The organism is Streptococcus sp. 9903, from assembly GCF_013276625.1.
Classification (GTDB): Bacteria; Bacillota; Bacilli; order Lactobacillales; family Streptococcaceae; genus Streptococcus.
The window spans coordinates 1-19,943 of the sequence record NZ_VMLI01000012.1; the positions used below are offsets into that span (position 1 = coordinate 1).

General features: G+C 42.9%; 19 protein-coding genes and 1 riboswitch. Of the genes, 6 read left to right on the plus strand and 13 right to left on the minus strand.

Annotation, left to right across the window (positions count from 1 at the left end):
• Positions 1–476 precede the first annotated feature (476 nt).
• The 6 genes from HT696_RS05455 to HT696_RS05480 all read right to left on the minus strand — a co-directional run bounded on the left by HT696_RS05455 (position 477) and on the right by HT696_RS05480 (position 7,244).
• A complete protein-coding gene (locus tag HT696_RS05455) occupies positions 477–1,706 on the minus strand; it encodes a DegT/DnrJ/EryC1/StrS aminotransferase family protein (protein ID WP_173283417.1) in 1,230 nt (409 codons plus the stop codon).
• A gap of 42 nt (positions 1,707–1,748) precedes the next feature.
• Entirely contained in the window at positions 1,749–2,441 is a 693-nt protein-coding gene (locus tag HT696_RS05460; protein WP_033676439.1) for a sugar transferase, read from the minus strand.
• A gap of 183 nt (positions 2,442–2,624) precedes the next feature.
• Positions 2,625–4,367 carry an ABC transporter ATP-binding protein gene (locus HT696_RS05465; RefSeq protein WP_173283418.1) on the minus strand — a complete coding sequence of 581 codons (1,743 nt, stop codon included), beginning with the start codon at positions 4,365–4,367 and terminating at the stop codon, positions 2,625–2,627.
• On the minus strand, positions 4,357–6,102 hold the full coding sequence (locus HT696_RS05470) for an ABC transporter transmembrane domain-containing protein (protein ID WP_173283419.1): 1,746 nt from the start codon (positions 6,100–6,102) through the stop codon (positions 4,357–4,359). The genes HT696_RS05465 and HT696_RS05470 overlap by 11 nt, the downstream gene beginning before the upstream one ends.
• A gap of 54 nt (positions 6,103–6,156) precedes the next feature.
• Entirely contained in the window at positions 6,157–6,792 is a 636-nt protein-coding gene (locus HT696_RS05475; protein ID WP_173283420.1) for a DUF421 domain-containing protein, read from the minus strand.
• Positions 6,789–7,244, minus strand: a complete 456-nt coding sequence (locus tag HT696_RS05480; RefSeq protein WP_173283421.1) for a DUF3290 family protein — start codon at positions 7,242–7,244, stop codon at positions 6,789–6,791. The genes HT696_RS05475 and HT696_RS05480 overlap by 4 nt, the downstream gene beginning before the upstream one ends.
• Before the next feature lie 133 nt (positions 7,245–7,377).
• Between HT696_RS05480 and HT696_RS05485 the strand changes: the two genes are divergently transcribed.
• The 4 genes from HT696_RS05485 to HT696_RS05500 all read left to right on the plus strand — a co-directional run bounded on the left by HT696_RS05485 (position 7,378) and on the right by HT696_RS05500 (position 11,100).
• Positions 7,378–8,205 (plus strand): exodeoxyribonuclease III, encoded by an 828-nt coding sequence (locus HT696_RS05485; protein ID WP_173213131.1) that lies wholly within the window; start codon positions 7,378–7,380, stop codon positions 8,203–8,205.
• Between the two features lie 11 nt (positions 8,206–8,216).
• The gene (locus HT696_RS05490) at positions 8,217–8,603 is read left to right on the plus strand and encodes a VOC family protein (protein WP_173213133.1); all 387 of its coding nucleotides are present in this window, start codon (positions 8,217–8,219) and stop codon (positions 8,601–8,603) included.
• 233 nt (positions 8,604–8,836) lie between these two features.
• Positions 8,837–8,932: riboswitch (purine riboswitch) on the plus strand.
• A gap of 324 nt (positions 8,933–9,256) precedes the next feature.
• The gene (locus tag HT696_RS05495; protein ID WP_000770411.1) at positions 9,257–9,838 is read left to right on the plus strand and encodes a xanthine phosphoribosyltransferase; all 582 of its coding nucleotides are present in this window, start codon (positions 9,257–9,259) and stop codon (positions 9,836–9,838) included.
• Positions 9,838–11,100, plus strand: coding sequence for a nucleobase:cation symporter-2 family protein (locus HT696_RS05500; RefSeq protein WP_173283422.1), 1,263 nt, complete (start codon positions 9,838–9,840; stop codon positions 11,098–11,100). Before HT696_RS05495 ends, HT696_RS05500 begins: the two co-directional genes overlap by 1 nt.
• A 32-nt stretch (positions 11,101–11,132) precedes the next feature.
• Here HT696_RS05500 and HT696_RS05505 read toward each other — a convergent pair whose 3' ends face one another.
• The 3 genes from HT696_RS05505 to HT696_RS05515 all read right to left on the minus strand — a co-directional run bounded on the left by HT696_RS05505 (position 11,133) and on the right by HT696_RS05515 (position 14,285).
• Positions 11,133–11,537, minus strand: a complete 405-nt coding sequence (locus HT696_RS05505; protein WP_164226052.1) for a PaaI family thioesterase — start codon at positions 11,535–11,537, stop codon at positions 11,133–11,135.
• 69 nt (positions 11,538–11,606) lie between these two features.
• Positions 11,607–13,088: a UDP-glucose--hexose-1-phosphate uridylyltransferase gene (locus HT696_RS05510; RefSeq protein WP_173253192.1), complete on the minus strand. Its 1,482-nt coding sequence runs from the start codon at positions 13,086–13,088 to the stop codon at positions 11,607–11,609.
• Between the two features lie 18 nt (positions 13,089–13,106).
• The gene (locus HT696_RS05515) at positions 13,107–14,285 is read right to left on the minus strand and encodes a galactokinase (protein WP_164226050.1); all 1,179 of its coding nucleotides are present in this window, start codon (positions 14,283–14,285) and stop codon (positions 13,107–13,109) included.
• A gap of 164 nt (positions 14,286–14,449) precedes the next feature.
• Between HT696_RS05515 and galR the strand changes: the two genes are divergently transcribed.
• Positions 14,450–15,451, plus strand: a complete 1,002-nt coding sequence (gene galR, locus HT696_RS05520) for a DNA-binding transcriptional regulator GalR (RefSeq protein ID WP_164226049.1) — start codon at positions 14,450–14,452, stop codon at positions 15,449–15,451.
• Positions 15,452–15,518: 67 nt separating this feature from the next.
• Here galR and HT696_RS05525 read toward each other — a convergent pair whose 3' ends face one another.
• The 3 genes from HT696_RS05525 to czcD all read right to left on the minus strand — a co-directional run bounded on the left by HT696_RS05525 (position 15,519) and on the right by czcD (position 18,044).
• Positions 15,519–16,556, minus strand: a complete 1,038-nt coding sequence (locus HT696_RS05525) for a zinc-binding dehydrogenase (protein WP_164226048.1) — start codon at positions 16,554–16,556, stop codon at positions 15,519–15,521.
• Entirely contained in the window at positions 16,557–16,910 is a 354-nt protein-coding gene (nmlR, locus tag HT696_RS05530; protein WP_001022629.1) for a stress response transcriptional regulator NmlR, read from the minus strand. It lies immediately after the preceding gene.
• Positions 16,911–17,153: 243 nt separating this feature from the next.
• On the minus strand, positions 17,154–18,044 hold the full coding sequence (czcD, locus tag HT696_RS05535) for a cation diffusion facilitator family transporter CzcD (RefSeq protein ID WP_173253193.1): 891 nt from the start codon (positions 18,042–18,044) through the stop codon (positions 17,154–17,156).
• 132 nt (positions 18,045–18,176) lie between these two features.
• Here czcD and HT696_RS05540 point away from each other — a divergent pair, with 132 nt between their 5' ends.
• Complete coding sequence (locus HT696_RS05540) at positions 18,177–18,713, plus strand: TetR/AcrR family transcriptional regulator (RefSeq protein WP_000181701.1); 537 nt, start codon at positions 18,177–18,179, stop codon at positions 18,711–18,713.
• A gap of 165 nt (positions 18,714–18,878) precedes the next feature.
• Here HT696_RS05540 and pnuC read toward each other — a convergent pair whose 3' ends face one another.
• A complete protein-coding gene (gene pnuC / locus HT696_RS05545) occupies positions 18,879–19,685 on the minus strand; it encodes a nicotinamide riboside transporter PnuC (protein ID WP_000557779.1) in 807 nt (268 codons plus the stop codon).
• Positions 19,686–19,943: the final 258 nt, after the last annotated feature.

The following is a 19,943-nucleotide window of genomic DNA, read 5'->3' on the forward strand; positions in this document are numbered from 1 at the left end:
TTGAGCAGCCTGCGGCTAGTTTCCTAGTTTGCTCTTTGATTTTCATTGAGTATTACTAGCTTTTTTCGTATTAGTCCGGCCTTTTTGTTTGCTTTTAGTAGTAGGCAAGAAGCTGTAGATAGAACTCAAGTTCATCAAAGCGACTTAAGGCCCTAATAAAAGATAAACAAAACGACGGACAGAAAAAAGCCCACACACAGAATTAAATTCCGTGTGAGGGCGTTGGTAACGCGGTGCCACCTCAATTATAAAGGGACTATCCCTTTACATCTCTGCCTTGTCTAACAACAAGTTGCACTGTAAGGTGTGCGCACCGAATTTTCATTGTTTCAAATTCATTTTTAAAATCAGCCCACTTTCACTACTTCCGACCACCTGTTCACAATCACCACAGGCTCCCTGAAGATCAAAAATAGTTACTTTTCTGATTTGTTGAACTTATTTTAATACTTTGTTTTTTCTTTGTCAAGACTTTTTTACAATTTTTTTGATGAAGCTAGTACTTTTTCAGAAACTGTTTTGAAAGTCTCAATGATATAGTCCACTTCTTCATCGCTGAGTTTAGTGTGAAGAGGGAGCGTAATTTCATTTTCAAAGAAGGCATAAGCCTTAGGATAATTCGCCATATCAAAGCCAAGATTCTTATAGGCTGTCAAGAGCGGAAGCGGTTTGTAGTGGACGTTACTTGCAATACCTGCTTTAGCCAATTCTTGGATGATGAGATTACGTTCTTCTAGGCTTGCTCCTTCTACATGGGTGATGTAGAGATGGCGTGAAGATTCGACAGTATCAGTCTTGTGTGCCAATGGATGGATGCGAGAACCTGCAAAACCACGATCATAGCGATCCACGATATCCTTACGACGGCCAAGCAAACTTGGGTAACGGTCTAATTGTACCAAACCAAGCGAAGCCATGATATCTGTCATATTGCACTTGTAGGCCGGCGTTACGATATCGTATTCCCAAGAACCCAGCTGCATCTTAGCAAGAGCATCCTTAGTTTGACCATGAAGGGAAAGAATTTGGAACTCCTTGTACATCTCTTCGTCGTCAATCGCTGGATTATATTTCCAAGTGGCGCTTCCTCCCTCAGCTGTTGTAAAGTTCTTAACGGCATGGAATGAGAAGGAAGTAAAGTCAGCGATAGAACCAGCAGGTTGCCCTTTATAAGTTGATCCCAAAGCATGGGCACTATCAGAAACAATCACGATACGATTAAAGGCCTGTTGCCACTTGCTTGAAGCAGCAAAAAGGTCGCGTTTCTTCTCCACAACTTGGAACAAACGGTCATAATCGCAAACAATCCCTGCAAGTTCTACTGGGATAATCACTTTAGTCTTTTCAGTGATAGCTTGCTCAAGCAAGTCATAGTCCATTTCAAAAGTATCTGCTTGGATATCCACCATGACAGGGGTCGCCCCTACGTGAGTGATGACACTACATGAAGCTGTATAAGTCATAGCTGGAACGATGACTTCATCTCCAGGACCCACTTCAAGCACACGTAAAATCAACTCAAGAGCCGCAGTTGCAGAATTGAGGCAGACAGTCTTAGGTGTCTGTGTATATTGAGACAAGCGGCGCTCTAGTTCTTTTGTCTTAGGACCTGTTGTGATCCAACCAGAACGCAGGGTATCCGCTACTTCAGCAATTTCTGCTTCCGTAATATCGGGTGGTGAAAATGGAATATTGTAATTTGGCATTGATTTGCTCCTTTTATCTGTACTCATTCTCTCATGACTACTTTATTTTAGCACTTCAAACACGGTTTGAAACATGATTTTGATGTCTCCAAGGAAACTAAATTCTCGGAGATAAGAAAGGTTATAGCGCATCTTTTCAGGAAGAACGTGTTCTACATAAGCTTGGTCAACCGACAGACCTTTCTCCGTCATTTGACTGATGATGGTGTCCTCATCCTTGTAGTTGATGCTGGCTGGAGAGGTAATCCCTGCTGGTAAGAGCAAGGTCGCCATCATTTCAGGGCTATACTGCTCTGTGTAACGAGGTACTTCAGGTCGTGTACCAACAAAGGACATTTCGCCTTTAAGGACATTGACCAGCTGAGGCAGTTCGTCCAAACGCACACGGCGGATGAAATTGCCAACCTTGGTAATACGACTATCGTTAGCAGAAGTCACCAGACTCCCTTTTTTATCTGCATCCGTCACCATGGTACGGAACTTCCAAATCTTGAACCGACGGTTGTACTGGGTCACACGCTCTTGCTTGTAAATCACTGGCCCCTTGCTATCCAACTTGATCCAAATGCTCAAGATGAGAAAGATGGGAGAGGTCAGAACCAGTACAACCAAGGCCAAGACCCAGTCCAAACAACGCTTGAAAATCAGCGAACCCTTCCTTTTAGAGACAAGCTGGTAGTAAGACTCAACCTCGCTTGATTTCATTTCCACGGGCAAGTCTTCCCATTTCAGCATGCTGTTTCTCCTTTGTTTTTATTATACTATTTGTCAACATTTTTCATTATACCACAAAATGGAAAAGGCGGTGAAAGAAATCTGTAATTTGAAGGATTTCCTTCTTATGCTCAATGAAAATCAATGTACAGCTTTGAGATTGCAGGTAAAGCTGACCTAGTTTGAAAAGATTTTCAAAGAGTATTAGGCCATGGCCCCTGCCTGCAAACTATACATCTTGTGATAGGTTCCTCCCAAGGCCAAGAGTTCCTCATGGGTTCCGCTCTCGATGATGCGCCCCTTGTCCAAAACATAGATGCAGTTGGCGTCTTGGATAGTAGAAAGGCGGTGGGCGATGGCAATGGTTGTCCGCCCCTGTCTCATCTTAGCCAGTGAAGCTTGAACCAAACTTTCTGTTTCAGAGTCAATATTGGCGGTCGCTTCATCTAAAATCAGGATTTTAGGCTGACTGGCGACTGTTCTAGCAAAGGCCAGAAGCTGACGCTGACCAGTTGAAAAACTCAAACCACGCTCGGAAACAGGGGAATCATAACCCTGCGGAAGTTCTTGAATAAAGGAATCTGCATCCACGAAGCTAGCTGCAGTCTGGACCTGCTCATCACTGATTTCTTGGTACATGGCGATATTGGACTTGATTGTTCCATGATAGAGGAAGGGTTCCTGCAAGACCAGCCCGATGTTTTTTCTCAACTCTTCCTGACTGTAGTCCCGGATATCTACATCGTCCAAGAGAACTCGCCCTGACTGGAATTCATAAAAGCGCATGAGGACATTGATAATAGACGATTTCCCAGAACCTGTATGACCTACAAAGGCAATGGTTTCACCCTTGTTAACCGAAAAGGAAATATCATCCAGAATCGGATGTTTGCCATCATATGAGAAACACACATGTTCAAATCGAATATTGCCTTCTTTGACTTTATCCTGCCCATCTTCTTGAAGGGGCTCATAGGTCCTCTCGTCGATCAGAGCAAAGACACGGCCTGCAGAAACCATGGACGTTTGCAGGGTTGAAAAGTTTTGCGTCACCTCAATCAAGGGGTCAAAGAGACGATTGATATACTGGATAAAGGCATACATAGTTCCTGCTGTTATTCCCAGATAAAGTCCACGATAGCCAAAATAGGCCATTAAAACTGCATATCCTAGGAGTTTCAGCAAACTCATGGCAGGTCGCAAAAAGAGGGCATCCAAGGCTACAGAACGGTTGGCGTAGACCAAGTGTTCTTGGTTGATTTCATCAAATTCTGCCTGTAGGCGCTTCTCTTGATTAAAGGCCTGGATAATCCTGATTCCTTCGATGTTTTCGGCCAGCTTGCTATTGATATCTGACAAGAGACTTCTAGTTTTCTCAATGATTTTCACTGATTTTTTCCGATAGAGATTGACCAAAAGGAAAATCAAGGGGAGAAAGAGCAAGATCAAAGCTGTCAAACGAAAATCCAACACCAACATGGTATAAAGAGTTGTCAGAAAGATGAAAACTGCTGAGATAAAGCTGGAGAGAATCCCCGAAAACATATCACTAATAGTCTCGGTGTCATTTGTCAAACGCGAGACGATGGAGCCTGCTGGTGTCTTGTCAAAGTAAGCCATACCCAGTTTTTCCGTATTGGCAAAGGCATCGCGACGAATATCCTTAACAATACTGTAAGACACGCGCGCAAAGAGAAGATTACCGACATACTGAACTAGAGTTTGTAGAATATAAAGGCCATAGTAGGCCAGCAAAACGGTAATGGCCAGTTGGTTAAGATTACTCAGATACTGGTCGATAAACTGGGAAGCCACAAGGGGAATGACACTTTTAATGACCGTCGTCGCTAGGAGAAAACCGAGTGCCAAAAAGGTCAGGAGCCCGTAAGGCTTGAGATAGGACATCAAGCGCTTCAATACAGCCCATTGTTCTTTCTTATTCTGCATCTTCTTCTCCCTTCATTTCCAACTGCTGAGACTGGTAGGTTTGGGCATACCAGCCATCCAAAGCTAGCAAGTCTTCGTGTGTGCCCTGTTCAATAATTTGACCATTTTGCAGAACCAAGATTAGATCTGCATGGACAACTGCACTGAGGCGATGGGCCGTGATGATGGTTGTCTTGTCCTTGCGCGTCTCCTTGAGGTTGTCGATAATCGCATACTCCGTCTTGGCATCCACGGCCGACAAAGAATCATCCAAAATCAAGATATCAGGGTCTAAAATCATAGCCCGACTCATGGCCAGACGCTGCTTTTGACCACCAGAAAGACTGACTCCCTTTTCACCGATAATGGTCTCAAATCCCTGAGGCATGTCTACAATGTCTTGGTAAACTTGGGCTAGCTTCGTCGCTTCCTCGACCGCTGAAAGTGGCAGTTTAGGATTGCCAAAGCGAATATTGTCTAAGATTGAAGTCGCAAAGAGAAACTGGTCCTGAGGGACATAGCCCATGAGACTGCGAAGGTCTGTCAAACGGTAGTCACGAATATCGTGACCATTTAGATAAATGGCTCCCTCATCCACATCGTATTCACGCAAGAGAAGTTTAATCAAGGACGTTTTTCCAGAGCCTGTCTGCCCGACCAAGCCCAGAGTTTGCCCTTTTTCCAGACTAAAGTGAATATCCGTCAGTGTCTCCTCATTTTCAAAGGCAAAGCTGTCAATGGCATACTGCAAGCGCCCGTTTTCAATGCCATCTAAAGGAATCTCAGGGTCTTGTACAGGTGATTCCTGAGACAAAAGTTCCTCAATCCGCTGATAGGAAACCTTCCCTCGCTGAGTAATATTAAAGAGGAAGCCGATGGCCATGAGAGGCCAAACCAGCATATCTAAGTAGCTAATAAAGGTGACCAGATTCCCAACTGTAATCTGCCCTTCCTGAACCATCAAGGAGCCGACCAAGAGCGTTAACACATAGGAGGAACCAACAAACAAGAGAACCATAGGATCAAAGAGACTATCGTATTTCATGGTTTGCAGGTTCTTTTGGAAGGTCAATTCATTGACCGCTTGAAATGACTTCAACTCATCAGCCTGATACCCGAAAGACTTGGTCACTTTGATACCTGATACAGACTCCTGCACCTTGTTATTGAGTTCAGAAAAGGCAGCTTGTGACTCGCCAAAGGCTTTGTGGGTCTTTCTCCCTAGACGACTGGTCGCATAAGCCATGAAAGGCAGGGGGAGAATGGCAACTAGCGTCATCTGCCAAGAAATGCTAAAAAGCATGGTCAGCAAGGTCACTAGAGCCGTGATAGAGGCATCTACCGCAGACATAACACCACCCCCTGCCAGACGCGTTAGGGCATTGATATCGTTGGTTGCGTGTGCCATCAGGTCCCCCGTCCGATAGGTTTGATAAAAGGCTGGAGACATTTTTGTGAAATGCTCAAATAAGCGAGAGCGCATAATCTGTCCCAAACGGTAGGAAGTCCCAAGGATATACATACGCCAAACATAGCGCAGATAGTACATCCCAAAGGCCGCAAGTAGCAAGTAAAATAGGTCAAGAAGGAGGTCCTGCTGGGTTAATTGCCCCGATGTGATGGCATCAATGACCCGCCCCATAACCATGGGAGGAATGAGATTGAGGACGGAAACCAAGACCAGGGCCACAATTCCGACTAGATAACGGCGTTTTTCTAACTTGAAAAACCACCAAAGTTTTTGAATAATGGACATAAAATCCCTTTCTGATTGCAAATGGAAACCTGAGGCCAAAACCCCAGGTTTTTCTTATTCATAGGTTACGACTGTAACAGCACCCTTGTCATACTCAGCGATAAAGATGTTGGCTACATTGTCATGCCCTTGCTTGCTGAGATTATCAAGCAACCACTCTTCGCTACGGCCAATCGATTCCAAAACATCAACTTGAATCACACCGTCAGTCACAACTGGATACTTAGGATTTTCATCTCCCATTTGGACCACAATGAGTTGGCCATTTTGCTCCTGCACAGCACGTTTGACTTGTTTCATCTGGAAAATCCCTTGGCTACGAAGTTTGAGAGCAACATCTGCCGCAGACAAGCCAACTGAACGACAGGCTTCTGGGTCAATCTGCCCATTTTTGATGAGGAGAGTCGGTTTTCCATCAATCAAGCGTTTGACAAAACGAACATTGTTATTAAGCCACTTGAGGGTCAAGACCAAAATCGTCCACATCATCAGAATCACTGCGTACTGGAGAATACTGATAGAACTATTGTAAATCACCCCACCGATAATACCACCAAGAACATAGTTCTGAATTTGGTCTGTCGCAGAGTTAGGCGCCAGGTTCCCCTTTCCTGTCACATTGATAACAAAAACAAGTGGGAAGAGACCCAAGGCTAGTTTGATTAAAATTTCCATATAGTTGAGCGTCATTTGTTTACCTCCACCAATTCAATAGTATCTGTTTGATGCAATTCTATTTTCTCTAAAAGATACTTGTCTGGTTGGCTCCCGTTCATAGCACGATAAACATTTGAACCTACCTTGACAAGCGCTCCATCAGTGGCTGCAGAAGTATTGACGTAAACTTCTGATTTATCCACCCCCAAGTCTTTGGAAACAACCTCTATGAAATGAAGTGAGGTTTGAAATTGATTGTTAGAGGCTTGATTGGTCTGGTATTTTGAGATTGTTACCAAAAGCATGGCTACCAAGGTCAAGGCCAAAATCATGACCAATTCCCGAAACTTAGTCCCCTTTTTATCTCGATAAGCCTTAAAAGCAAAAAATCCTGTGATAGCTAGGAGCACAATCCCAAAGCCAATCATGATTCCATTTTGTTGACTGATTTGGCTAAGCACATAGTCATATGAGTAAAATTTCATTTATTTTCACTCCCTTTCATAAAATCATTCTTTATTATAAACGAAAGAGGGTGATTTTTCAAACCATACGTTGGGGAAATAGACCTTTTTCTGGTATAATAAAATCTATAATCTGAATGAAAAAGGTAACTTTATGAAACTTATCTCATGGAATATTGATTCCCTCAATGCTGCCCTAACGAGTGACTCAGCTCGTGCCAAATTGTCCCAAGAAGTCCTACAAACCTTGGTCGCTGAAAATGCTGATATTATCGCTATCCAAGAAACCAAGCTTTCTGCCAAGGGCCCTACAAAGAAACACCTAGAAATTTTAGAAGAACTCTTCCCAGGCTACGAAAACACGTGGCGCTCTTCCCAAGAACCTGCCCGTAAAGGCTATGCTGGAACCATGTTCCTTTATAAGAAAGAACTTACGCCTACTATCAGCTTCCCAGAAATCGGTGCTCCGTCTACCATGGACTTGGAAGGCCGTATCATCACTCTAGAATTTGATGAATTTTTCGTAACCCAAGTTTACACACCAAATGCTGGCGATGGCCTCAAACGCTTGGAAGAACGTCAAGTCTGGGATGTCAAATATGCGGAATACTTGGCTGAACTAGACAAAGAAAAACCAGTCCTTGCGACCGGTGACTACAACGTAGCCCACAATGAAATCGACCTTGCAAATCCTGCCAGCAACCGCCGTTCACCAGGATTTACCGACGAGGAACGTGCTGGATTTACCAACCTTTTGGCAACAGGATTTACCGATACTTTCCGTCATGTTCACGGCGATGTTCCAGAACGCTACACTTGGTGGGCACAACGCAGCAAGACTTCTAAAATCAACAATACAGGCTGGAGAATCGACTACTGGCTCACAAGTAACCGCATCTCTGACAAGGTGACAAAGTCTGACATGATTGACTCAGGAGCTCGTCAAGACCATACACCCATTGTCTTGGAGATTGAACTCTAAGGAGAAAACGAATGGACTATCAAGCTGTCATTCCTGAATTTGTAGTATCTGACATCGAAAAATCACGCCACTTCTACTGCGACCTGCTAGGATTCTCTGTCGAATACGATCGTCCAGAGGAGAAATTTCTCTTCCTCTCGCTTGAAGACTGCCAACTTATGCTAGAAGAAGGCAGCGCAGAAGAATTAGCTCAGCTGACCTATCCTTTCGGGCGCGGTGTCAATATTTCCTTTGGCATTGCAGATGTTCCTCAGCTCCACCAAAAACTGCTGGAAGCTGACTATCCTATCCATCGTCCCCTGACAAAAAGAGAATTTCGAGTAGGAGATAGCTTTATATATCCCCATGAATTTGCGATTTTGGATCCAGATGGCTATTTTTTAAGATTTAGCGAGTAGAATAATAAAGATTGGGAAAACGTCTTTAAAGTTAGAAAAAGGCATATTGGCAGATCTTGAAAAATCTTGATAATATGCCTTTTATGATGGAAAAACCTTCTAAAGGTTAGCTAATAAGTTAACTTTTGCCCATTTTTATTATATTCGTTCGCTTTTTAAACCAAAACACTAACAAAACAGTTGATTTCTAAAGTTATTTAGTGTAAAATAAAAACATTGGCACAAGCCTATTTTAAATTAAATATCATTTTACTTGTTTATGTCGTGAATTGGCACGACGTTTCTACAAGGTGCCGGAACACCTAACAATAAGTAAGTCAGAGTGAGGTATGGCGTTTTTGCCATGCCTATTTTGGGGATTTGCTTAGAGATTAAGTAGGTCTTTTTTGAATATTTTTAATATTTCCCTTAATTAGTGCGGACGGGAGCAACTTCCTTCGGAATTTCATCCCTAATTTTTGAGCCAAAAGTCTCAAAAATCCCGTCATAGACAATAACAAGATTATTGTCTATGATACCACTACAACGGGAAATATTTGATAAGACTCGCTTCGCTCGTAATAGTTTTATCAAATATATAGTACTAGCAAAAGGGATCACTATAGAAACATTTAAACAACAAGTAAATTGTCTTTTAGACTTTAGGAGGTCTTATGAAATTATTAGAAGAGCGCATCCTCAAGGATGGGCATATCTTGGGTGATAACATCCTCAAGGTGGATTCCTTTTTAACCCACCAAGTTGACTTTAGCTTGATGCGAGAGATTGGTAAGGTTTTTGCGGAAAAATTTGCTTCTGCTGGTATTACCAAAGTCGTGACCATTGAAGCGTCGGGTATTGCCCCAGCCATTTTTACAGCTGAAGCCTTAAACGTTCCCATGATTTTCGCTAAAAAAGCTAAAAACATCACTATGAACGAAGGAATCTTAACTGCCGAAGTTTACTCCTTTACCAAGCAGGTAACCAGCACCGTTTCTATCGCTGGAAAATTCCTCTCACCAGAGGACAAGGTCTTGATTATCGACGATTTCCTTGCTAATGGCCAAGCTGCCAAAGGCTTGATTCAAATCATCGAACAAGCTGGTGCCACAGTCGAAGCTATCGGTATTGTGATTGAAAAATCCTTCCAAGATGGCCGTGATTTGCTTGAAAAAGCAGGCTACCCTGTTCTATCACTCGCTCGTTTGGATCGTTTTGAAAATGGTCAAGTCGTATTTAAGGAGGCAGATCTCTAATGCAAACTCAAGAAAAACATTCACAAGCAGCCGTTCTTGGCTTGCAGCACTTACTAGCCATGTACTCAGGATCTATCCTGGTTCCCATCATGATTGCGACAGCCCTTGGCTATTCAACTGAGCAATTGACCTACCTGATTTCTACAGATATCTTCATGTGTGGGGTGGCAACTTTCCTCCAACTCCAACTCAACAAATACTTTGGTATTGGACTCCCAGTCGTTCTCGGAGTTGCCTTCCAATCAGTCGCTCCCTTGATTATGATTGGACAAAGCCATGGTAGTGGCGCTATGTTTGGTGCCCTTATCGCATCAGGGATTTACGTTGTTCTTGTTTCAGGCATCTTCTCAAAAGTGGCCAATCTCTTCCCATCTATCGTAACAGGATCTGTTATTACTACGATTGGTTTAACCTTGATTCCTGTCGCTATTGGAAATATGGGAAATAATGTTCCAGAGCCAACTGGTCAAAGTCTCTTGCTTGCAGCTATCACTGTTCTGATTATCCTCTTGATTAACATCTTTACCAAAGGATTTATCAAGTCTATCTCTATTTTGATTGGTTTGGTTGTTGGAACTGCCATTGCTGCTACCATGGGCTTGGTGGACTTCTCTCCTGTTGCAGCAGCACCACTTGTCCATGTCCCAACTCCCCTCTACTTTGGGATGCCAACCTTTGAAATCTCATCCGTTGTCATGATGTGTATCATCGCAACGGTGTCTATGGTTGAGTCGACTGGTGTTTATCTAGCCTTGTCTGATATCACAAAAGATCCAATCGACAGCACGCGCCTGCGCAACGGTTACCGCGCAGAAGGTTTGGCCGTACTTCTCGGAGGAATCTTTAACACCTTCCCTTACACAGGATTTTCACAAAACGTTGGGTTGGTTAAATTATCAGGTATCAAGACTCGCCTGCCAATCTACTACGCAGCTGGTTTCCTGGTTCTCCTTGGACTCCTTCCTAAGTTTGGTGCCCTTGCTCAAATCATTCCGAGCCCTGTCCTCGGTGGTGCCATGCTGGTGATGTTTGGTTTTGTATCGATTCAAGGGATGCAAATCCTCGCTCGTGTTGACTTTGCTAACAATGAACATAACTTCCTTATCGCAGCTGTTTCAATCGCTGCAGGTGTCGGTCTAAATAACAGCAATCTCTTTGTCAGCATGCCGACAGCCTTCCAAATGTTCTTCTCAAACGGAATCGTCGTAGCCAGCCTACTCGCCATTGTACTCAATGCCGTATTAAATCATAAAAAGAAATAAGAAAAAGAGGTGCGAGCCTCTTTTTTAGTTATCTATATCCCCACCTGTCTATCTTCTGATCGTTGGCCTGTGACAAACATGGTGAAGGTTGCCTTGCAGACATTTCTGCCTTCTTGATTGGTAATATCCACATCCACGACACAGGTTGTGCGACCTTGATGGACGCATTCTCCTTTAATGGTCAACACGTCGTCGAGTTTTCCTGCCTTAAGGTAGTTGATGGAAGACTGGAGTGTCACTCCATCTAAGCCAAGTGAAATCACCACAAGACCACTGATTTGGTCACAAAGGGTAAAGAGATAGCCACCATGGGCATTGCCATAGTAGTTGAGCGACGAGTTCACTACTTTTGTCGTCACCACAACGTGACCATCTCTCATTTGTTCAATTTCGTAATTTTCAAAGGCAGATATAGCGTCAAAATGAAAATCTTTCATCGTTTCCTCCTGATATTTCAAACGACACTATGATACTACTTTTTATAGGACTGTGCAAGGAGAATGCTCCTAGTCTGGTAAAATTCCGACCTGCTCCACAAAGCGCATAAAGGCTGCCTGTCCTTGTTCTGTCTGCTTGTAGACTCCTGCATCCTCAAGGACACGCGCAAAGATAGCACCAACAGAGTCCTTGACGATTTCAAGGGCTTTTTCTTTTTCCGCTAGATCTGGATGTTGGACTTTGAGTTGGTCTGCCCATTCCTGATGATAATCGGCAACTGTAACAGCTTCTCCTACAAGATAGCTAGCAACTTGCTCCACTTCTTCTTTCAGACGTGGTGGCAGGATTGCCAAGCCCATGACCTCAATCAAGCCGATATTTTCCTTCTTGATATGTTGGACATCCTTGTGAGGATGATAGATGCCATCAGGATGTTCTGCAGAAGTCTGATTGTCCCTCAAGACCAAGTCCAACTCAAACTGACCGTCGCGCTTACGGGCTATAGGTGTGATGGTGTGATGCGGTGTCCCGTCTGTCTCTGCCAAAATCTGCACACTAGGATCTGAATACTGACGCCATTCCTGCAAAATCTTGTCAGCCAAGTTGATCAAATCCTCTTTGGAATCCGAAGTCAAACGCAACACTGACATGGGCCACTTGACAATCCCAGCCTTAACCTGCTCAAAACCAGCAAAATAGAAAGTCTTTTGCAAGGGAGCTAATTCCATAGGAAATACGTGACGGCCTCCCTGATAATGATCATGAGTTAGAATAGAGCCCCCCACAATCGGCAGGTCGGCATTAGAGCCAGCAAAATAGCCTGGAAACTGTTCTACGATAGCCAGCAGACGTTCAAAGCTCTGACGACTAATGGCCATGGGACGATGCTGACCGTCTAAGAAAATACAGTGCTCATTAAAGTAGGCATAAGGTGAATACTGGAAACCCCACTCCTGAGTAGCCATTTTAAAACGGATAATACGGTGGTTACTGCGAGCTGGGTGGTTAACTAGACCATGGTAGCCCTCATTCTCTAGACAAAGCTGACACTGGGGATAATTGCTAGCTTGCACCAACTTGGCTGCCGCAATCTCCTTAGGATCCTTTTCAGGCTTAGAGAGGTTGATGGTTATTTCTAGATCTCCGTAGTCAGATGGTACTCTGTAGGCGATATTTTTAGCAATGGCCTTGAGTTTGATGTAGTCATTCTTCTGACTGAGTTGGTAAAAATCCTCTATCGCTTGCTCAGGAGAGTGGGCATAGGTTGCCCAAAAGTCACGATTGACCTGACTCGGACAAGGAGTCACCAAATCCATCAGTTCAGCACCAAGGATTTCACGCGCAGTCTGACTATCCTCAATCGTCTCTAATCGAACGGCTTCCTCAACCAGCTGGTCCTTGAGGTCAATCACTTTATCCAGATTGGTCTCAACTTCCAAAACACCATCTCCCACTCGTGCCAAGACACGATTGGTCAGGTAGATTCGATCCATTTCCTCAAATGAACTTTCAGAAATAATATGTGTTACAAATTTATCTACTAAGGTCACTATAGAGCCTCCTTTTGACTAGTCAAGGACGCGAGTGCCACCTGCAACTTCAGCGATATAGAAGCTTGGAGCGTATCCAACTACTTCCTCGTAGTGTTTGCCTACAGCTTCCTTAAAGGTCTCAACAGCATCATTTTGCACTAAAGCAATGGCACATCCGCCAAAACCTGCCCCTGTCATACGAGCACCGAGAACACCTTCTTGTCCCCAAGCTGTGTGAACAAGAGTATCCAATTCCAAGCCAGTTACTTCATAGTCATGTTCTAGAGAAACGTGTGACGCATTCATCAAACGACCAAATGTTTCCAAATCTCCTGCTTGGAGGGCTGCTTGAGCTCTGAGGGTACGTTGATTTTCAAGCATTGCATGACGAGCACGTTTCAAACGATTTTCATCTTTAATCAGATAGCTGTATTGGTCAAAGGCCCACTCATCCAATTCACCCAAGGTATGAATATCTAAAGCAACTTGCAATTCTTCCACTGCTTTTTCACATTCAGCACGGCGTTCATTATATTTAGAATCCGCCAATTCACGACGTTTATTGGTGTTCATAATAACAACGACATTGTCCTTCAAATCAAGTGGCACCAAGTCGTATTCTAAAGTATTGGTATCTAGGTAAATTGCACGTTGATCAGCCCCCATACCGATAGCAAACTGGTCCATGATACCAGAGTTGACTCCGATAAAGTTATTTTCTGTTTGTTTTCCGATTTTAACCAAATCGAGACGCTCTAATTTTAAATCAAAGAGATGCTCTGCCACGACTCCTGTCAAGAGTTCAAGGGATGCTGAAGAAGACAAACCAGCACCATTTGGGATATTCCCATAAACATAAAAATCAAAACCTTTATCAATCACGTGCCCAGCTTCTTGCAAGAAATGAAGAACTCCTTTTGGATAATTGGTCCAGTTGTGCTCTTTTTCAAACTTGAGGTCAGCTAAAGGTACTTCGATAATGCCCTTGTCCTCAAAGTTAGCTGAGTAGAAACGCAAGACTTGATCATCACGTTTGCGAGCTGCCCCGTATGTTCCCAAGGAAATAGCAGCAGGAAAAACGTGCCCACCGTTGTAGTCTGTGTGCTCACCAATCAAGTTGATACGGCCTGGTGAAAAGAAGGTTTGGTCTGCTTCTTGACCAAAAACAGCAAGAAAGTCTTTTCGAAGGGCTTCTGCAGTAAGATGTTGTGTCATATGAATTCTCCTTTGACTGTCCGTTAAGTCACCTTAACGTGTAATCGTTTTCTTCTATTGTATCCAAGGGATTTCCCAAGGTCAATCCTTTTTACTAAAATTTTACTAAACTATCAGTAAAAAGCAGAAAAATATGATATACTAACCTTAAAGAAGGAGGATTTATGGCTACTTTAAAAGACATTGCACAGCTAGCCTCTGTCTCTATCGCAACCGTATCCCGCGTCCTCAACCGCGACCAGAGTCTATCTGTTACAGAAGAAACCAGACACCGTATTTTAACTGTTGCTGAAGAGTTGGGCTACACTAAGCACCTCAAGACAGGCGAGTCCCACAAGCCCAAGCAAAAGATTGCTATTATCCAATGGGTCAGCGAACAAGGAGAGCTGGACGACCTCTACTACTACCAGATTCGCCTAGGCATAGAAAAAAGAGCCCAAGAACTGGACTATGATATTTTGCGCTATTTTAATGACCATCCTTTTACCCTAAGCGAGGAAGTCATCGGGATTCTCTGCATCGGAAAGTTTAGCCGAGCTCAGATTTCTGCCTTTGAAGAATACCAAAAGCCTCTTGTCTTTCTAGACAGTGATACTCTTTCACTAGGACATACCTGCATTATTACGGACTTTTACACTGCCATGAAACAGGTTGTCGATTATTTCCTCAGTCAAGGGATAGACCGTATAGGAATTCTAACAGGTATTGAGGAAACAACTGACCAAGAAGAAATCATTGAGGATAAGCGACTGGAAAATTTCAGAAACTACAGTCAAGCGAAGGGAATTTATCATGATGAACTGGTCTTTCAAGGAAGCTTTACTGCCCAGTCTGGCTATGACTTGATGAAGGAGGCTATTCAGAGTTTGGGAGACCAACTGCCACCAGCATTTTTTGCAGCTAGCGATAGTTTAGCTATCGGTGCCCTCCGTGCCCTCCAAGAAGCTGGAATCAGCCTGCCAGACCGCGTCAGCCTTATTTCCTTTAACGATACTAGTCTGACCAAGCAAGTCTATCCTCCCCTCTCCAGCATCACCGTCTATACCGAAGAAATGGGCCGAGCAGGTATGGATATTCTTAACAAAGAAGTACTCCACGGTCGCAAAATCCCTAGCCTGACCATGCTGGGTACCAGACTGACTTTAAGAGAGAGTACTCTGCCATAACTCCACAAATTAAACATGACAAAAAATCCTAATAGAGAGTCTCACATCTCCATTAGGATTTTCTTTTTTAATCCATCACAATCATAGACTTAATGGTCTTACGTTCATCCATATCTTTGTAGGCTTGGTCGATATCTTCCAGTTTATAACTTGAAGTAAAGACGCGACCTGGATTGATATCACCATCAAGGACGGCTTTTAGTAAAAATTGCTTATCGTATGTTGTAGCAGAAGCTGCCCCACCTGCTACAGAGATATTTTGCATAAATGTCGAACCAAGAGCACGATTATTATAGTGTGGGACTCCTACAAATCCCATACGCCCTCCATTATGGAGAACACCTAGCGCCTGTTCTACAGCAGCCTCCGTACCAACACATTCAAGTGCTGCGTCCGCTCCGCCACCGAGGATTTCACGCACCTTGGTAATTCCTTCTTGACCGCGTTCAGCTACAACAGCTGTCGCACCTGACTCCAGAGCCATCTTTTGACGATCTTCATGACGGCTCATAAGAATAATTTGCGATGCTCCACGCATTTTAGCTGCGATGACAGCACATTGACCAACAGCCCCATCACCGATAACCACAACCTTATCCCCTTTTTGAACATTTGCAACACGCGCCGCATGATAGCCTGTTGGCATGACATCAGCAAGGGTCAAGAGGGACTTTAGCATACCTTCTGTGTAGTCAGAAGGTTGACCAGGGATTTTAACCAGCGCCCAGTTTGCATAGTGGAAACGGATATATTCCGCCTGAAAATCGCCCCCCAAGTTATTACCAATATGATTGTCGCAAGAACCGTCAAAGCCAGCAAGACAGGCATCACACTCACCACATCCATGGGTAAAAGGGACGATGACAAAGTCACCTGGTTTCACCGTCGTAATGGCTTCCCCAGTTTCTTCGACAATCCCAATCGCTTCGTGTCCACTATTTTTGTGTCCAGCTTTCGTTTCTGGATTACGGTACCTCCATAAATCTGAACCACAAACGCACGCACGAACCACACGAATAATCACATCATCCGCTTCTATTATTTGCGGACGTTCAATGCTAGCAAGTCCAACCTGACCTGCCTTTGTATATACTGCTGATTTCATTTAAAATTTTCCTTCCTTATAAAGTTTAATTTTGAGATTTAAACGATTTAAAGCTGTCTGTAGCTGAGACAAGCGCTCCTCTAATTTTTGCTTTTCCTCTTCTAAAATACCAAGCCTCTCCTCTCTCGTTTCATCTCCCTTTTGGTAGAGCGACATATAGTCAACTAAACTATCTACAGAGACACCCGCCGAACGAAAACACTTAATAAATTCCAGCGCTTCGATATCCTGATCTTGAAAATCACGAATCCCAGTAGCAGTACGAGTAATCGGTGGCACAAGACCAACCCGTTCATAATACCGAATCGTATCCGCTGAAATTCCCAACAAATCACTGGCAGATTTAATATTCACACGCTAACCTCCTCTCATTTCATTCACTGAGTTTAAGCTACTCTAACTCACTTATCTTATTATATAACTTTGAGTTGACTCCAAGTCAAGCATTTTGCACCTAATCGAAAAATTTTTATCATTAACAATCATATATCTGGAGTTTATACAATGCTCTTCTCTTACCAATTTTTGAAATATTTAAATAATAAAGAAATTACTCTATTCCAAATAAGATAGTACCCAAGTATTTTTCACTTTTTTCTAATGTTGATGCTCATAACTCCGTTCCAAGTCACACACCTTTCGCTTATGGGTTTGGTGAGTTTCTAGGTCAGCATCAATTTCAATGGTAATATTTTGAAAACCACAATCTTTTAGGAAAATTCGAATAGACTCTTTACAAGTTTCCATATGTTCCATTTCTTTTAGACAAACATGGACAATGGCATTTTTTTCCAAAGCATCCATAGTCCAGAGATTAAGCTGATTAAGGCTGGCCACATTGTCCAATCGCTCCAGGCCACTCTTTACTTGCTTGATATCAAGACCTTCTGGCACAGCATCCAAGAAAATCTTGAGTGTAGACCAAAAACGTGGAAGGGCTTTTGAAAGAATAAAGAAAGAAATGACAAGGGACAAAAGAGGATCTAGGATATACCAGTCCGTAAATCGAAGAACAATCGCCATCAGGATAACAGCTACCCACCCTAGCGTATCTTCCAGAAAATGCAGACTCAGAATAGACTCATTCTTTGTCCTTCCCTTACCAACCACCAGACTCGCTAACAGATTGATAGTAATCGCAATAATTCCTAACCAGAGAATCCCCTCATCATTGACTGGTTGCGGATGCAAAATCTTCGTGACATTTTCCAAAATGACTAGAACAGAGCCTGTTACGAGAATCACAGCTGTTACCAAGGCTCCTAGCAGGCTAAACCGCTTATAGCCCAAGGTGTACTGATTGTCTTCTTCACGATTGGAGATTGTTTCTAAAAAAGCTGATATTCCAATTGCAATCGCATCTACTAAGTCATGCACAGAGTCAGCAAGAACAGCGCTAGAACCAAATATTCCACCTGCAATAAACTCAACAATGGCATAAGTCAAATTTAAGAAAAAAGCCACCCAAACAGCATATTTTGCCTTCATATTTCTCATTCCTTTGTTATAATAGATTTATGAACACCTTGTTCATTATCATTATCCACTAAAACTCAAAGAAAGGATAGAAGCAAAACGTCAGCTTTATTCAGTTCTGAACAATTTGCCTTAAATGTCCATATGACTAACATTGACCGCCGTATCAGCAAAACCAAAAAAGCCATCTATCAAGCTTTTATACAACTTTTGAATGCTAAGGGCTACGAGGCCACTACTGTTCAGGATATCATTGATCTCGCAGATGTGGGAAGATCCACCTTTTACTGTCACTATGAAAGTAAGGAGCTTCTTCTGGACCAGCTCTGCCGCTACCTCTTCCATCATCTTTTTGAAAGAGAGCAAGCCATTTCAACCGAGGACTACCTCGCCCACCTCTTTCTGCATTTTCAGAAAAACCAAGACCATATCACCAGTCTACTATTCTCCAAAAATGACTATTTCCTCCGTCAACTACAGAGAGAGCTTGAGCACCACGTCTATCCCATGCTGGCTGCTGATTTGAAGCAAACTCACCCAAGTCTACCTACTTCTTACCTCCAACACTTGGTCGTGTCCAACTTTATCGAGACATTGACCTGGTGGCTCAAAAAAGGTCAAGATTTCACAGACCAGGAAGTTGTCCAATTTTATCTAGACCTTCTCATTCCTAAAAATTGAATATAGAGTAAAGCTCAGTTGTCTTATTTCTAGGTTACTGAGTTTTTTATCTTTTCAACAACAAAAGAGGACCCGCCGATCCTCTTTTTCATACTATAAATCCTTGATTATCAACTATATCTGTTTTAATCGAAATCTCAAAACAGCACTTTCAAACATCTTTTCCTAGTTAAGTAAATCAGTATTCTGCTTAGCTGCCTTGCTCCATTGATACCAACCAACTAGACTGTTAATGAGATAAATTAGATATTTCCCTTGAATTTGCAGGCTTTCTCCCCACCAGAGATAGATTGAAAAAACATTGGTAGCCGCCCAGAATATCCACTGTTCACGGTAAACAGCTGTCATGAGGATTTGCCCTACCCCATTGGTTGCATCTGTGATTGAATCACGATAGGGACGATTGGCACCAATAGACTGATAAATGAAGCCAAAGGCCAACCACCAAAGCACACTAATGGAAAGATACTTTGTCCAGCCCTTGCCGTCCAGTTTACGCGCGACAAACTCCTGCTTTTCCTTCTTAAACTGTGCCTGATAAATCCAAACTAGAAGTCCAATTGGCTGCATGACTGTGAAGTAAAGTGTCGTCAGCACCTCACCATAAAAGCCTTTCTGTAGGGCCAAAATAAGGTAAATAACAGAGTTAATCAAGCCAAAAAGATAATTACTTGCTCGACCTTCCGATACAAAGATTACACAGATAATCCCTGTCAAGCTACAAATCATCCCAATCCAGTCAACAATACGATGTTCGTAAACCAACTCCAGCCAGAGAGGAAAACTTCCTAAAACCAGCAAATAAATCCACTGGGCAAAACTACGATGGGCAAAGAGGTCATCCCAGATAGCCTTCATAGTTCCTGAAAATCCTAAATCAGCCATAGCCGCAACCATACGACGGTAACCACCTGACATTTCACCTAGGGTTGTTTTGATATTTTCAATTTTCTTTTGCAAATAAGTATGCATCATTTCTCCTTTTGTTTTTAAAGAGCCGTGTCTGGATAGACTTTCGGACGCAACGCTCTATTAGATAATGAACTGCCTATACACAAGATTTCTAACCTTAGTCGACATGAGCTGAAACCCCTTATTTGTTAAGTAGTTCACAAAATATTATACACCTATTTTATGAATAGTCAACTGTCTTTACAGTAAAATTTTAGAAAATCATGAAAATTTTCTCTTTCTTTCCATTTTAAGTGACATTCAGTCATTCTCACATCA